Raw genomic sequence first — 14,524 nt, 5'->3', positions numbered from 1 at the left:
TCGAAACTGCAAATCAGTCATAAACATAAAGAGTCAAATCACTAGCAGAAAAACTCAACTAGCATTTCAAAACAACACCCGACAACAACCACCACAAGCGGGCAGCTGATACATCGAATGCTTTCACCAAAACAAAAATTTCGGCACTGACATTCATCGACACACTGTTGAGTTCTCAAAGAACACGCGCACACCGTTCACGTTCGAGATGATCTCGTCGATGTCCGGGGCAACCGTTCCAGCTTAAATTGGATTGTCAGGCTCAGTCAAGCCGGCCTTCGATCCGAGATCCACGCAGACCGAAGTCCGACGTGGATCAGGTTGTTTCGAGCGCTTGCGCTTCCCTCAGGCCTTGCGGTCTGGGCTGGCGTCCGTGTCGCTCTGACTTGGACAAAGTTACGCCCCGGATAACAACGCGTCAAATCCCCAGGTCGTTCCGACACAATCGGTGTGAACAGCCTGGTGGCGAACAACGAATTGCCCGTCGAACGCGTGCTCAAACCAAATTACATCAGTGTGACTCCGACCACTGCTGGTTGTCGGATTCACCGGGCGATTCGTGCTCCAGCAAAGTTCCGTTTCCCGCGCCGAACGACCAACCACTGTCCGTGCAACAAGTCGTCGGTCGTCGGTGTCCAGGTCTCGTCGGCAATCTTGACGTTGTTGACCGCTGCCCCGCCCTCTTTGACTGCACGTCGAGCAGCACCCTTGCTTTCGCTCAGCCCCGTCGCGACAAGTAGGTCGACGATCGTGATCGGTGCACCCACTTCGATGTCGGCCACCGAGGCCTCGTGCAGGGCCGCCGCCAGCGTGCTTTCGTCGAGATCTGTCAGCTCGGCCCGCCCGAACAGGGCTTGACTGGCCAGCTCTACCGACCTGGTCGCTTCTTCGCCGTGAACCAGAGTCGTCATCTCCGAAGCCAGTCGCTTCTGAGCTTCCCGGGCGTGAGGTCGTTCCTCGGTCGCGATCTGCAGTTCCGCAAGTTCGTCCTGGGACAGAAAGGTGAACCAGCGTAGGTACTTGACCACATCGGCGTCGCCGGTGTTCACGAAGTACTGGTACCAGGCATACGGGCTGGTCATCTCGGGGTCCAGCCAGAGACTGCCACCGCCGGTCGACTTACCGAACTTCTTGCCGTCGGACGATGTCACCAGGGGAACGGTCATTGCATGAACTTGTTCGGCGTCCTGTCTCCGGTTCAGTTCCACGCCGGCGATGATGTTGCCCCACTGATCGGAGCCACCGATCTGCAGAGTGCAGCCGTACTCACGGCGCAGCTGGACGTAGTCGTTGGCCTGCAACAGCATGTAGCTGAACTCTGTGTACGACATTCCGTCGCCTTCGAGTCGAGTCTTCACCGTCTCTCGCGCGAGCATGACGTTGATCGAGAAGTGCTTACCGATGTCTCGGAGAAAGTCGATGGTGGACAGTTCACCCGTCCAGGACAGGTTGTTCACCACTACCCCACCGGTGGGACCGTCGTCCAGATCGACGAACCGTTCGAGCTGCCCCCGGATGCGCGACGCCCATTCGGTGACCACTTCACGGGAATTCATGGTCCGCTCCCCCACATCGCGAGGATCACCGATCAGCCCCGTGGCCCCGCCGGCCAGAATGATCGGCCGATGACCGGCGCGCTGAAAACGCTTCAAGGCGAGCAACGGAACCAGGTGGCCGGCATGGAGCGAGGGGCCGGTCGGGTCGAAACCGGAGTACAACGTGATCGGTCCGTCCGAGGTGGCCTTCTTCAAAGCCTCCACGTCGGTGGACTGCGCGATCAGTCCGCGCCAGGTCAATTCGTCGATGATGTTCTCGCTCACGACGTCGATCCTCCCGCATGGACTTGCCGTGGCGTCGGTCAGCCCTCGTCCCGGTCGGGCGCAGGGGCCCTCGGACTACGCCGATAGCTCGATACCGCTGTCGACCCCGTGAGCCATAGCCGCCACGGCCGGTCGGCCGCCACACTCACACCGACCCGGGGACCCGAGGACACTGCGTCGTCCGGCACGCGGGTATCGGTCGGCTTCAGGGTGATCGGTGCCGAAGATTCGAACAGATCGGTGCCGTTGTCGGCGAGGGTGACACCCAAGGCGCGACCGAGATTGCCCGGTCCACGTGCCCAACCTGCCTCGACTCGGGCACTTCTCGGCAGACGTCCCGGACGCCTGTCTGCGACCAGATCGTGACCGGTCCGAACCTCGGCTGCCCGGAGCAGCACGGCGGCGGCCGTACCGTCGGGCCCGCATGTGACGTTCATACACAGGTGCATGCCGTAGCTCAGATACACGTACAGATGCCCGGCGGGACCGAACATCACCGAGTTACGAGCAGTGGGACCGCGAAACGAGTGTGCTGCCGGATCCGGCCACGGTCCGTCCATCGGCCCGCCGTACGCCTCTACTTCGACAATGCGCAGCGACACATCACCTGACGTGATCGTCCCGCCGAGCAGCCGCCTGGCCGCATCGGTCGGTTCACCGGCTTCCAGTTCGGCCGCCGTCATCATTACTCGGTCACGCCCCATCGCTCGCCGCGAACTAGGACGTGGCGCGCGCCAGAATCGACTCGTGCTCGGACTCGTCCACATCACGCGCGTCGTCCGCGAGCAGCACCGGTATGCCGTTCTCGATCGGGTACGCACGACGCAGACGCGGGTTGTAGAGCAGCTCGTCCTCGACCAGCAGAAGCGGGCCCTTGTCCACGGGGCACGCGAGGATGGAAAGCAGTGTCGAGTCGATTGCCACAGGTGTCCTTGCTGTCTGCTCCGAGCGAATCGGAGTGATGGTCTGGCTTCACGCTACCCAACGTCCGTCACCGTCGGTCGGGTCGTTCCAGAAGCCCTGCTGTCACGAAGACTTTTCGACCTTGGGTGGTCCTGCCGAAAAACGCTCAGTAACAATAGCTTTGGTCAATCTTCGGTAGCTGTTCGATTCCGCGTCGTAGTACCACGACCGCGCGCTGGGCGTCGGGATGCCCGCTTGTTTCAGCGCCGTCGCATTGGGTCGATACGCGCGACCCACCGGGATCTCGGCTACCACGTGCACGATTGCCGGACGCTCGGCCGGAAGGAGCGCGCCGAGCGTGTCCGTCAGCGCACGAGCGGTGACCACTGCTTCCGGTTCCAGTGAAATAGCGCAAACCGCAACCTCGGTGGCAGCAGCGTCCACACGAACCGATCGTGGACGGTCGACGGCCACATGCACGCCGTAGACAACAGCAGAATCGACCTGATCGAGGTCTCCGACGGCGTCGACGATGGGCTGGGTGTAGACGGGTCCGCAAGCCGATCGCACGACGGTGTCCTTGCGGTCGATCAACCAGTAGTCGCCGTCTGAATCGCGCCGGAAAAGATTCTCGGTGGGAATCCAGGCGTCCGTGGGCTCGAATACGCCGCGCATCACATGGCTGGTTGCTTCACCCTCTCCGCTCGGCCGTCCCAGCAGCAACCCGATCTCGTCGTCGCGGCACTGCCGGACGAAACCGTCGTCGTCCTCTTCGAGACGGCCGGTGATCGGGTCGTACGCCGCCAGGGCAACCCGCGCGCTGCCCGGCAGCGGGCGGCCTTTCGACCCGATCTTCGATCCGGCCACGTTCGCCAGAATGACGTCGTTCTCGGTCGAAGCGTAGAACTCGAGCACCCGAGCAGGACTGAACCGAGCCAGCGTGCGCCGCCACAGTCCGACCGGCATACCGGAGCCGATGAACAAGCGAACCGGATGGCCGGAATCCACAGGGAAACGATTGTCGTCGAGAATCTGCCGCATCATCGTCCACGTGTAGCTGACCACGGTGACGCCGTAGCGATACACCTCTTCGCTGAATCGCTCGGGGTCCAGGCCACGGGACAGTGCGATCCGCGACCCACCTGCGAGCGCGCCGCCGATCGTGACCAGAATTCCGGCCGAATGATGTAGCGGGGCAAGGCAGTACACAGTATCGCCTGGACCGAGGGCAGCCGTGGTTGCGGTGCCGAAGGCCGACAGCGCCCAGCGGTGATTGGTGATGTACCGAGGTTCGACTCCACGGTCGGTCGTGGTGAACAGGATCATGGCCAGTTCCCGGGCGCGTCCCGGGTCCGGCTCGTACCACTGCGGCAGGCGCACCGAATCGGGATCGATGGCCTCGAGGTCGGTCACCTCGTAGCCCTCCGGAATCTCGAGACGACGCGTCTCGCCGCCGCCGAGCACCAACACATTGGGCGCGACAGGAACAGCCGCTGCCGCATTCTCGGGATCGGCGATCACGGTGTCCACATCCACGGTGCGCAGCGCAGCTCGCAGGTCGCTGCCCGGCTGCAGAAGCACCGGAACCGCGCCGATTCGTGACAGGGCCGCAATGGCGGCAAGTGCACTCGGTCTGGTCTCCATCAACACACCGATGCGCGATGCCGGCCGCACACCGACACTGATCAGACCACGAACCACGTTGTCGATGCGCACGTTGACTGCGTCGTACGTGTGTACTCGATCGTCGAAGAGGAAGCACTCGCCGAGCGGGGACTTTCTTCCCTGCTCACTGATCAAGCGACCCAACGACACCCGACTGTGCGGCTGCATCTGCCCCAGCCGCGCGAGCCGCGGCAACGTACGCACTGCCTCGGTCGAGATCTCACGGGTTCCACGCACCGCCCCGGTGGCTGCCGATGCCAGACCCCGGCCGACGCCGACACCCACCTCTGCGATGGATGCAGCCGTGTGAATCAGTCGATTGGTGATCGACACTCCACTGTCGGTGTCGCTGTGATGGTCGCGCTCCATCACGCGGACCGCCTCGGGCCTGGGACCGAGGCCCTCTCGCCACCGAATCCAGTTGCCTGTCGTCGGCCACGTCTGAGCAGCTGCAGTGCTGCCGACCACCAGGCCGAAATGGCCTGCGCGCAAGGTGGTTTCGAACACCTCGGCACGAGGAGCGGCACGCTGGATCCCGCGCACGGCCAACGGCTGCCCGATGTCGTCCACTTCACCGACGAAAGCCAAGACCGGCACCGTCAACTCCGCGAGCGTCAACAGCCTGTCCTTGATGACGAAGCCACCGGTCATCATGCGATTGTGCACGACGAACTGCTTGAGCAGTTCGGCCACGGCCGGCCCCGACCACGCCACCCAACCGTCCATCGCCAGGAAGCGGCGCTGCGGCTCTCGCGGCAACAGCGCTTCGCGATCGTGCAACTGCCGCAGGAAGTCCAAACGAGACCGCACGGTCTTCGCGGGGTCGAGAAGCTGAAATCCGGTCCGCGCCATCCAACCCGACACAGCCAACCGAGTGAAGACGTGATCGGCCAGGAATTCCGCGCCGCGGGTCGCCACACCTGCTGGAATGCCCAACGGCAGACCGGCCAACGTGTCGACCGGGGCCCCGAAAGTGATGAGGCTCGCGAGGTTTCGTCCACCGCGGTAGGCCGCAGCCTGGTAGCAGAACATCCCGCCCTGCGAGTACCCGCCGAGGTGCACGTCGCGTCCGGTGTGCTCGTGGACCTTGTCCACGACCTCGCTGATCGCAACGACGTGATCGGCCAGCGTACGGCTCCAGCCACCCTCTTCGGTGTCGGGCGAACCGAAATCGACCACCCATGGGTCCAGGCCCATGCCGTGAAGAATTCCGGCCGCTCCCTGATCGGTGGTGACGTCGTAGACGTCGGCCGACACCATCATCGGCGGTATGAGCACCACCGGAGGACTGTCCGCGGGCACGTCGTCGGGGAAGTAACGGCGTAACCGATACATGGGCTCACGGTCCATCACCCGGAACGGCGACGGGTCCACCTCGGTTTCGAGACCACCGAGACGAATGACCTCGAGACCGTTCTGGGCCGTGGCGATGGCACGGCGCAGCGGACCACGTACGGCGTCTGCATTCAGTCCCACAACTACACTCCTGCGTTCGGCCCCGACGGAAGGACCGGCATCGGTCTTCGCGTGACGAAAGCTTCTCACATCACACTCGGGGGAACCGGCGTGGATGTCCCTTGCTCACCTAGTGTTGCAACACCGGTTCCTCGGCCCATGCACGAAGCGTCGACGCGGTTGTCCGCACACCGCCGAGTTGATGCGCCACCTGCACCGCCGCGGTGCCGCCGCGAGCATCACGCGACGAAATGGAACCCTCGACGGTGAGCACCTCACGTACAGCCGGAGTGAGCGCCGGATCGATCGACGCGAGCTCGTCGTCGGTCAGATCCACCAGTCCGACGCCCCGCGCTTCCGCCGCGCGTACGCAGGCTCCGGCTGCCTCGTGCGCAACCCGGAACGCAATCCCCTGTCGCACCATCCATTCGGCGATATCGGTGGCGAGCGTGAACCCGGCAGGCGCGAGCTCTGCCATACGTTCGGTGTGGAACTGCAGTGTTGCCGTCAAACCGGTCAGTGCCGGGAGCAGCAACTCGAGCTGTGCCACCGAATCGAACACCGGCTCCTTGTCTTCCTGGAGATCCCGGTTGTAGGCCAGCGGTTGCGCCTTGAGGGTGGCCAACAAACCGGTCAGATTTCCGATCAGCCGCCCCGTCTTGCCACGAGTCAATTCCGCGACATCGGGGTTCTTCTTCTGCGGCATGATGGAACTACCCGTGGACCATGCATCGGCCAAGGTCACGTACCCGTACTCCGGTGTACTCCACGAGATGACCTCCTCGGCGAACCGAGACAGGTCCACCGCCGTCATCGCCAACACGAACGCGGCTTCCGCTGCGAAATCGCGCGACGACGTGGCGTCGATCGAATTCTCGGCCGACGAATCGAAACCGAGTTCCGCGGCGATCTTCTCGGGGCTCAGACCGAGCGAGGATCCGGCCAGAGCACCGGAACCGTAGGGCGACACTGCCGCTCGCTTGTCGAAGTCCGCGAACCGTTGGACATCACGCAGCAGTGGATGGGTATGAGCAAGCAGCTGATGTGCCAACAGCACCGGCTGCGCCGCCTGCGAATGCGTCTTGCCGGGCATGACCGCGGTGGGGTGCGCCGCTGCCTGGGTCGCCAGTGCGTCCACCACGTCGAGCACACCGACCGACACCCGACGGACGGCGTCGCGCAACCACATTCGGAACAACGTTGCGACCTGGTCGTTGCGGGAGCGGCCTGCGCGCAGGCGGCCGCCCACCTCGGGACCGACCCGGTCGATCAGACCGCGTTCGAGGGCACCGTGCACGTCCTCGTCGGACTCGGCCGCAGCGAATTCACCGGACGCCACGTCGTCGGCGAGACGTTGCAAGCCGTCGAGCATGGTCTCGAGATCCTGCGGGGTCAGCAGTCCGGCACCGTTGAGCACCCGAGCGTGCGCCATGGACGCGCGGATGTCGTAGGGCGCGAGCACCCAGTCGAAGTGTGTCGATTTGCTCAGTGCAGCCATGGCCGCCGCCGGGCCGGACGCGAAACGCCCGCCCCACAGCGAGCCTTCGTTGGTTCCGTGCGCGTTGCTCGAAGTGCTCACAGGCCCAGGTCCCGCTTCGCTGCGATCTTCGACGAGAGTCCGTGCAGCTGCACGAATCCTTTGGCCGCGGACTGATCGAACGTGTCGCCCTCGTCGTAGGTGGCCAAATTGAAGTCGTACAACGACTCTCCGCTGCGACGGCCGTTGACGATGATTCCGCCCGCGTGCAGGACCAGACGAATGTCGCCCGAGACGTGCTCCTGGGTGTGCTGAACGAACGTGTCGAGTGCGCCCTTGAGCGGCGAGTACCACAAACCGTCGTACACCAACTCGGCCCACTTCTGATCGGTGTGCCGCTTGTAGCGGCCGAGTTCACGCTCGAGGGTCACGTGCTCGAGCTCCTCGTGCGCACGGATGAGGACCATCGCCCCCGGTGCCTCGTAGATCTCCCGGCTCTTGATGCCGACGAGGCGATCCTCGACGACGTCCAAGCGGCCGACTCCCTGAGCGCCCGCCCGGGTGTTGAGTTCTTGGATCGCACCGAGCACCGACACCGGGCGGCCGTCGATGGCAACCGGGCGACCCTTGTCGAACGTGAGGATCAGTTCGTCGGGTGCCTGGAAGTTGACCGTCGGGTCCTCGGTGTAGTCGTACACGTCCTTCGTCGGCGCATTCCACAGGTCTTCCAGGAAGCCGGTCTCCACTGCCCGGCCCCACACGTTCTGGTCGATGGAGAACGGCGACTTGGTGGTCACGTTGATCGGAATGTCGTTCTCCTCGGCGAACGCGATCGCCTTCTCCCGCGTCCACGCGTAGTCGCGGACCGGAGCAAGCACTTCGAGTTCGGGAGCGAGCGTGTTGAAGCCGACCTCGAACCGCACCTGGTCGTTGCCCTTACCCGTGCACCCGTGGGCGACGACGGTTCCGCCGTGCGCACGTGCGTTCTCGACGAGATGCTTGACGATCAGCGGACGGCTGATGGCCGAGACCAACGGATAGCGATCCATGTAGAGCGCGTTGGACTGCACCGTCGGCAGGCAGTATTCGTCGGCGAACTCGTCCCTGGCGTCGACGACAACCGATTCGACTGCGCCGCAATCCAATGCGCGTTGGCGTACGACATTCATGTCCTCACCGCCCTGGCCCAGGTCGATGGCGACGGCGACGACCTCCTTGCCGGTCTCCCGCCCGATCCAGCTGATGGCGACAGAGGTGTCGAGTCCGCCGGAATAGGCGAGGATGACGCGTTCGGCCATGGTGTTCAAGCTCCTTCGTCGTTCGTGTTGCGCATGATGGGTAGCCGGATCTCAGTTACCGCGTCGAGCAAGCTTTTCGATCTTGTCCGCAACTTCGCCACCGGTGTGTGGCTCGCGGGCTATCAACAGAATCGTGTCGTCACCGGCAATGGTTCCGACGATCTCGGGCATCGCGGCACGATCGAGAGCGCTGGCCAAATAATGCGCCGCGCCGGGTGGTGTTCGGAGCACTGCTTGATTCCCGCTGTGATCGGTGGAGACCAACAAATCCCCCAACAACTTGAGGAGGCGGTCGGTGCCACCGGACACCCCACGGACGGGGCTGCCGTCCTCGGGCACGACGTACACCCCCACCCCGCCGTCCGGGGCGCGCAGCTTCACCGCACCCAATTCTTCGAGATCCCGCGAGAGCGTGGCCTGAGTGGTGTCGATCCCCTCGGCCGAAAGCAACGACGCCAGCTGCGGTTGACTGCGTACCTGGTGCGTGGCCAGCAAGGCGATGATCCGCGCCTGCCTGCCCGCCCGAGTCGACGCGGTCAACGGCACCGCACTGACGTCCTCGCTCATGCTCGCTGGGCCTGCTCGAGGAGCCAGACCAGCAGAGCCTTCTGCGCGTGCAGACGGTTCTCGGCCTCGTCCCACACGACGCTCTGCGGACCGTCCAGCACCTCGTCGGTGACTTCCTCACCCCGGTGTGCGGGCAGACAATGCAGCACGACTGCATCGGATTGTGCCTTCGACAACAGCTCGGAGTCGATTCGGTAGGGCCGGAACGGAGCGACCCGATCGAGACCGTCGTTCTCCTGCCCCATCGACGTCCAGGTATCGGTGACGAGAGCATCGGCACCGTCGGCGGCCGCATCGGGGTCTTCGGTCACCGTGATGGTCGCACCGGTTTCCTCGGCGCGCGCACGGGCTGCGTCGAGAACGTATCCGAGCGGTGCGAATTCCTTGGGCGCAGCGATCCTGACGTTCAGCCCTGCCGTCACTCCGCCGAGGAGCAGCGAGTGCGCCATGTTGTTGGCACCGTCACCGAAATACGCCAAGGTACGACCCTTCAGATCTCCCTTGTGCTCGATCAGGGTCTGCAGATCGGCGAGTACCTGGCACGGGTGAAATTCGTTCGACAGGGCGTTGACGATAGGAATCGTTGCGCCGGTGGCCATCTGCTCGAGCCGCTTCTGCCCGAAGGTGCGCCACACGACGGCCTCGACGTAACGCGAGAGCACCCGACCGGTGTCCTGCAACGTCTCCTCGCGACCGAGTTGGGTATCGCTTCCGGTGACCACTACGGCATGGCCACCCAGTTGCGCGATGCCCAGCTCGAAGGAGAATCGTGTCCGAGTGGAATTCTTCTCGAAGATGACTCCGATACCCTTCGGACCCTCGAGCGGGCGCTTCGAGAACGGTGCCCGCTTGATTTCGGCAGCCAGAGCGAGGATCTCACCCTGCTGCTGCGGGGTGACGTCGTCGTCTCGGAGGAAGTGCTGAACTGTCATGGCTGATGAGCCTCCTGTGCTGCGTCGAGAATTGCCGGTAACGCCGCAACGAACGAGGCGGCTTGCTCTTCGGTGATGATCAGTGGTGGTGCGAGCCTCAGGACGTCTGGCTGCGCCGCATTGAGAAGAAACCCTGCGTCACGCGCCGCCGCCTCGGCCGCCGGCGCGACCGCAGCGGTGAGCACCACTCCCAGCAGCAGTCCCGATCCCCGAACATGGCTCACCAGAGGGTGTTCGAGGGCCTCGATGGAGTGGGCGATGATCTTGCCCAGGCTGTCCGCATGCGAAATGAGGTCATCGGCGGCAATAGTGCGCAACACCGCCAACGCGGCAGCGGCGCATACCGGGTTACCCCCGAAGGTGGTGCCGTGTTTGCCCGGATGCAACAGCTCCCCAGCAGCTCCGATACCGATGCAGGCTCCGATGGGCAGACCCCCGCCCAAACCTTTCGCCAAGGTGATCACGTCGGGCACGATTCCGACCGCCTGATGGGCGTAGAACCACCCCGTGCGACCGATACCGGTCTGCACCTCGTCGAGGACGAGCAACGCGCCGTGCCGTGCGGTGATCTCACGCGCCGCGAGCAGATATCCCTCGGGAGGAACGACCACACCGCCCTCCCCCATGATGGGTTCGAGAAATACTGCGGCAGTATCGGAATCGACGGCTGCCTCGAGCGCCGCTACGTCCCCGTACGGGACGTGCTGCACACCTGCAGGCATCGGCTCGAACGGAATTCGCTTGTCTGCCTGCCCGGTGAGCGCCAATGCACCCATCGTCCGTCCGTGGAAGGCCTTCTCCGCCGCCACGATGTTGGGCCGGCCGGTCAACCGCGCGATCTTGAACGCCGCCTCGTTGGCCTCGGTTCCCGAGTTGCAGAAGAACACTCGCCCGGTCATGCCCGCACCCAGGTGCGCGAGCAACTGCTCGGCCAGTTCGATGCCCGGTTCCGTCGCATACAGATTCGACGTGTGCCCGAGGGTGGAGAGCTGAGAGGTCACCGCCTCGATCACTGCGGGATGAGCGTGTCCCAGGATGTTGACGGCAATACCGGCGAGAAGGTCGAGGTACTGCTTGCCGTCGGCGTCGGTCACCAAGGCACCGTCACCGCGCACGAGCGCCACACGCGGAACACCGTAGTTGTCCATCAACGAATTGGACCACCGCTGTTGAAGATCGAGCGTGGACTCCGTGCCGGTCATGGCGTGACTCCTGCCGTAGAAGAGTGATCGGGGGTGACCATCGTGCCGATTCCCTGGCCGGTGAACAGCTCGACCAGAACGGAATGTTCGACGCGTCCGTCGATGACGTGCGCGGTCGGTACACCTGCTCGTACAGCGCGCAGGCACGCTTCCATTTTCGGCACCATCCCGGCGTCGAGCGACGGCAACAACGCATCGAGTGCGGACGCATCTATCTCGGACGTCAACGAACTGCGATCCGGCCACGCGGTGTACAAACCTTCGACGTCGGTGAGGACGACCAATTTTTCGGCACCGATGGCACTGGCCAGTGCGGCGGCGGCGGTGTCGGCATTGATGTTGTGCACGACGCCGTCGCGGTCGGGAGCGATGGTGGAGACCACCGGAATGCGGCCGGCGGCAATGAGATCGAAGATGGCCGTCGGATCCACGGAGGTGACGTCGCCCACCAGACCGATGTCGGTCTGATCGCCGTCGACGAGAACAGTTCGCCGGGTTGCGGTGAACAGGTGCGCATCCTCACCGGAAATGCCGACGGCATACGGCCCGTGACTGTTGATCAAGCCGACGAGTTCTCGGCCGACCTGTCCGAACAGCACCATGCGCACGACGTCCATCACCTCGGGCGTCGTGACCCGGAATCCGCCGCGGAACTCACCGGTCAAACCGAGCTTGGTCAGCATTGCCGAAATTTGCGGTCCACCACCGTGCACGACGACGGGATGGATGCCGACCGTACGCAAGAACACCATGTCCGCGGCGAAAGCCCGTTTGAGATCGTCGTCGACCATGGCGTTTCCGCCGTACTTCACCACCACCGTCTTGCCCGAGAACCGTTGCAACCACGGCAGCGCCTCGGCGAGCGTGAACGCTTTCTGCGCAGCAGTGAGCTGCAGGTGTGCCGAGGTCATGACGAATACGCCGAATTCTCCTCGACGTACGCGTGGGACAGATCCGTCGTTCTGATCGTGGCCGTGCCGGAACCCAGTCCGAGGTCGATGGTCACTGCGATGTCGACTCCGGACAGATCGACCTCACGAGCACCCGGAGCGCCGACGCCGTCGACACACACCGGATTGTCGTTGAACGACACAGAGATTCGATCGGGATCGAGCTCGATCGGAGCAATACCGATTGCTGCGAGTACCCGGCCCCAGTTGGGGTCCGAACCGAACAGTGCTGTCTTGGTCAAGCTGTCTCTGGCTACGGCGCGTGCACCGATGAGCGCATCGTCTTCCGACAGTGCACCCGAGACGGTGATCTTCACTCGCTTGGTCACGCCCTCGGCGTCGGCCATCATCTGATCGGCCAGGTCGTCGCACACCGCCAGTACAGCGGCATTCAGGTCCTCCTGCGACGGGCTCACACCGCTCGCCCCCGAGGACAGCAGCAAGACCGTGTCGTTGGTGGAGGATGCACCGTCGACGTCGAGCCGGTCGTAGGACAACCGGGTGGCCGCACGCAGTGCGGTATCGAGTTGCTCCGCGGTTGCGACGGCATCGGTGGTGATGACGCTGAGCATCGTGGCCAACGACGGGGCGAGCATGCCCGCACCCTTCGCCATACCACCGACATTCCACTTGTCCGAGTGATGGATTGCCGCCTGCTTCGGAACGGTGTCGGTGGTCATGATCGCGTACGCGGCATCGGTGCCGCCGGAGATTCCGCCGGCGAGTTCGTGGACCACTTCGGTCACGCCCGGCAACAACTTGTCCATCGGCAACCGATCCCCGATGAGCCCCGTCGAGCAGACCGCCACCTCGATGGCTCCCGTTTCCGAACCCCAATTGCTCAGTACCGACGCCACTTCCTCGGCCGTCCGATGTGCGTCCTGAAAACCGGGTGCGCCGGTACATGCGTTGGCCCCACCGGAGTTCAGGACGACCGCGCGGAGCCGGCCGGTGGTGAGCACCTGCTGCGACCACAGCACCGGCGCGGCCTTGACCTTGTTGCGGGTGAAGACTCCCGCTGCTGTGAAGTCCGGGCCTTCGTTGAACACGAGAGCCAGGTCCGACTTGCCACTCGCCTTGATGCCGGCCGTGATTCCGGCCGCGCGGAAGCCTGCAGGAGCAGTGACACCTTGAGTGCGGACAAGCTTTCCCGCGACCGTTCCGACGGACTCCGCGTCGCTCCGAACGCTGCTCATGGCGCTACTCCTACGGTTGAGAGACCCTCGGTCTCGGTGATTCCCAGTGCGAGATTCATCGACTGAACAGCGGCTCCCGCCGTGCCCTTGGCCAAGTTGTCGATAGCCGCGATCACGACGAGCAGGCCGGCGTCGGCGTCGACCGACACACTCATCTGCACGGCATTCGAACCGATGACCGAACCGGTCTGCGGCAGCCGACCGGTCGGAAGCACGTGCACGAACGGCTCTGCGGCATAAGCTTTTTCGTACACCTCGACGGCCTGCGCCTCGGTAGCAGTGGTGACGGCCGTGCAGGTGGCCAGAATGCCACGCGGCATCGGCGCGAGAACCGGAGTGAACGACACCGACACGTCCCTACCGGCCACCGCCGACAGGTTCTGCACGATCTCCGGCGTGTGCCGGTGCGCACCCGCCACTGCGTACGCACGAACCGAACCCATCACCTCCGAGCCCAAGAGATCGGCCTTGGGTGCGCGGCCGGCACCCGAAGCACCGCTGACGGCAACGATATTGACCCGCGGCTCGATGATTCCGGCGGCGACTGCCGGAGCCAGAGCAAGAGAGGACACCGTCGGATAGCAACCCGGAACCGCGATGCGGGTCGCACCCACCAACCGCTCCCGGCAGCCCGGGAGCTCCGGCAACCCGTAGGGCCAACTGCCTGCATGCGGGGACTTGTAGTACTTCTCCCACGCTGCCGCGTCGGTGAGGCGGAAGTCGGCACCACAGTCGATGATGACCACCGACTCCGGCAGCTCCAGTGCAAGCTCGGCCGACTTGCCGTGCGGCAGCCCCAGAAACACGACATCGTGTCCGGCAAGCTCCTCGACGGTGGTCGGACCGAGCACGCGATCTGCGAGCGGCAGCAGATGGGGGTGAAATTCTCCCAGTGTCGCGCCCGCATTACCGCCCGCCGTCAGCGATCCGATGACCAGCGAGCCGTCGTGCACCGCCGGATGACCGAGCAGAATCCGAAGGATCTCACCCCCGGCGTACCCGCTTGCCCCGGCCACCGCGATGCGCTTCGGCGTAGCCTCCGAAATAGTCATGTGATTT

12 protein-coding genes are annotated in these 14,524 nt (G+C 64.1%); all 12 read right to left on the bottom strand.

Annotation, left to right across the window (positions count from 1 at the left end; all coding sequences use genetic code 11):
- Positions 1-545: 545 nt before the first annotated feature.
- On the bottom strand, positions 546-1,820 hold the full coding sequence (tyrS, locus tag ACFI9K_RS10630) for a tyrosine--tRNA ligase (protein WP_462663448.1): 1,275 nt from the start codon (positions 1,818-1,820) through the stop codon (positions 546-548).
- A gap of 38 nt (positions 1,821-1,858) precedes the next feature.
- On the bottom strand, positions 1,859-2,503 hold the full coding sequence (locus ACFI9K_RS10625; RefSeq protein WP_462663447.1) for a DNA-3-methyladenine glycosylase: 645 nt from the start codon (positions 2,501-2,503) through the stop codon (positions 1,859-1,861).
- Between the two features lie 34 nt (positions 2,504-2,537).
- A complete protein-coding gene (locus ACFI9K_RS10620; RefSeq protein ID WP_462663446.1) occupies positions 2,538-2,744 on the bottom strand; it encodes a Trm112 family protein in 207 nt (68 codons plus the stop codon).
- A 102-nt stretch (positions 2,745-2,846) separates the two neighbouring features.
- Positions 2,847-5,864, bottom strand: coding sequence for an AMP-binding protein (locus tag ACFI9K_RS10615; RefSeq protein WP_462663445.1), 3,018 nt, complete (start codon positions 5,862-5,864; stop codon positions 2,847-2,849).
- A gap of 109 nt (positions 5,865-5,973) precedes the next feature.
- The gene (gene argH / locus ACFI9K_RS10610; RefSeq protein WP_462663444.1) at positions 5,974-7,422 is read right to left on the bottom strand and encodes an argininosuccinate lyase; all 1,449 of its coding nucleotides are present in this window, start codon (positions 7,420-7,422) and stop codon (positions 5,974-5,976) included.
- Positions 7,419-8,618: an argininosuccinate synthase gene (locus ACFI9K_RS10605; RefSeq protein WP_032370344.1), complete on the bottom strand. Its 1,200-nt coding sequence runs from the start codon at positions 8,616-8,618 to the stop codon at positions 7,419-7,421. Before ACFI9K_RS10605 ends, argH begins: the two co-directional genes overlap by 4 nt.
- Before the next feature lie 51 nt (positions 8,619-8,669).
- On the bottom strand, positions 8,670-9,185 hold the full coding sequence (locus ACFI9K_RS10600) for an arginine repressor (RefSeq protein WP_462663443.1): 516 nt from the start codon (positions 9,183-9,185) through the stop codon (positions 8,670-8,672).
- Positions 9,182-10,117: an ornithine carbamoyltransferase gene (gene argF / locus ACFI9K_RS10595; protein ID WP_462663442.1), complete on the bottom strand. Its 936-nt coding sequence runs from the start codon at positions 10,115-10,117 to the stop codon at positions 9,182-9,184. The genes ACFI9K_RS10600 and argF overlap by 4 nt, the downstream gene beginning before the upstream one ends.
- Positions 10,114-11,319 carry an acetylornithine transaminase gene (locus tag ACFI9K_RS10590; RefSeq protein WP_462663441.1) on the bottom strand — a complete coding sequence of 402 codons (1,206 nt, stop codon included), beginning with the start codon at positions 11,317-11,319 and terminating at the stop codon, positions 10,114-10,116. The genes argF and ACFI9K_RS10590 overlap by 4 nt, the downstream gene beginning before the upstream one ends.
- Positions 11,316-12,230, bottom strand: coding sequence for an acetylglutamate kinase (gene argB / locus ACFI9K_RS10585; protein ID WP_462663440.1), 915 nt, complete (start codon positions 12,228-12,230; stop codon positions 11,316-11,318). The genes ACFI9K_RS10590 and argB overlap by 4 nt, the downstream gene beginning before the upstream one ends.
- Complete coding sequence (argJ, locus tag ACFI9K_RS10580) at positions 12,227-13,465, bottom strand: bifunctional glutamate N-acetyltransferase/amino-acid acetyltransferase ArgJ (RefSeq protein ID WP_462663439.1); 1,239 nt, start codon at positions 13,463-13,465, stop codon at positions 12,227-12,229. Before argJ ends, argB begins: the two co-directional genes overlap by 4 nt.
- Positions 13,462-14,517 carry an N-acetyl-gamma-glutamyl-phosphate reductase gene (gene argC / locus ACFI9K_RS10575; RefSeq protein WP_462663438.1) on the bottom strand — a complete coding sequence of 352 codons (1,056 nt, stop codon included), beginning with the start codon at positions 14,515-14,517 and terminating at the stop codon, positions 13,462-13,464. Before argC ends, argJ begins: the two co-directional genes overlap by 4 nt.
- Positions 14,518-14,524 lie beyond the last annotated feature (7 nt).

It is taken from the genome of Rhodococcus sp. PSi06, assembly GCF_054960675.1.
The sequence above is the reverse complement of the archived record's forward strand: the minus strand, read 5'-3'. Positions and strand labels throughout refer to the sequence as shown.

Excerpts from the sequence above, each read along its gene's own strand:
- ACFI9K_RS10600 (WP_462663443.1), bottom strand. The coding sequence starts at position 9,185 with ATGAGCGAGGACGTCAGTGCGGTGCCGTTGACCGCGTCGACTCGGGCG.
- ACFI9K_RS10605 (WP_032370344.1), bottom strand. The coding sequence starts at position 8,618 with ATGGCCGAACGCGTCATCCTCGCCTATTCCGGCGGACTCGACACCTCT.
- argF (WP_462663442.1), bottom strand. The coding sequence starts at position 10,117 with ATGACAGTTCAGCACTTCCTCCGAGACGACGACGTCACCCCGCAGCAG.
- ACFI9K_RS10625 (WP_462663447.1), bottom strand. The coding sequence starts at position 2,503 with ATGACGGCGGCCGAACTGGAAGCCGGTGAACCGACCGATGCGGCCAGG.
- argB (WP_462663440.1), bottom strand. The coding sequence starts at position 12,230 with ATGACCTCGGCACACCTGCAGCTCACTGCTGCGCAGAAAGCGTTCACG.
- ACFI9K_RS10590 (WP_462663441.1), bottom strand. The coding sequence starts at position 11,319 with ATGACCGGCACGGAGTCCACGCTCGATCTTCAACAGCGGTGGTCCAAT.
- argC (WP_462663438.1), bottom strand. The coding sequence starts at position 14,517 with ATGACTATTTCGGAGGCTACGCCGAAGCGCATCGCGGTGGCCGGGGCA.
- argJ (WP_462663439.1), bottom strand. The coding sequence starts at position 13,465 with ATGAGCAGCGTTCGGAGCGACGCGGAGTCCGTCGGAACGGTCGCGGGA.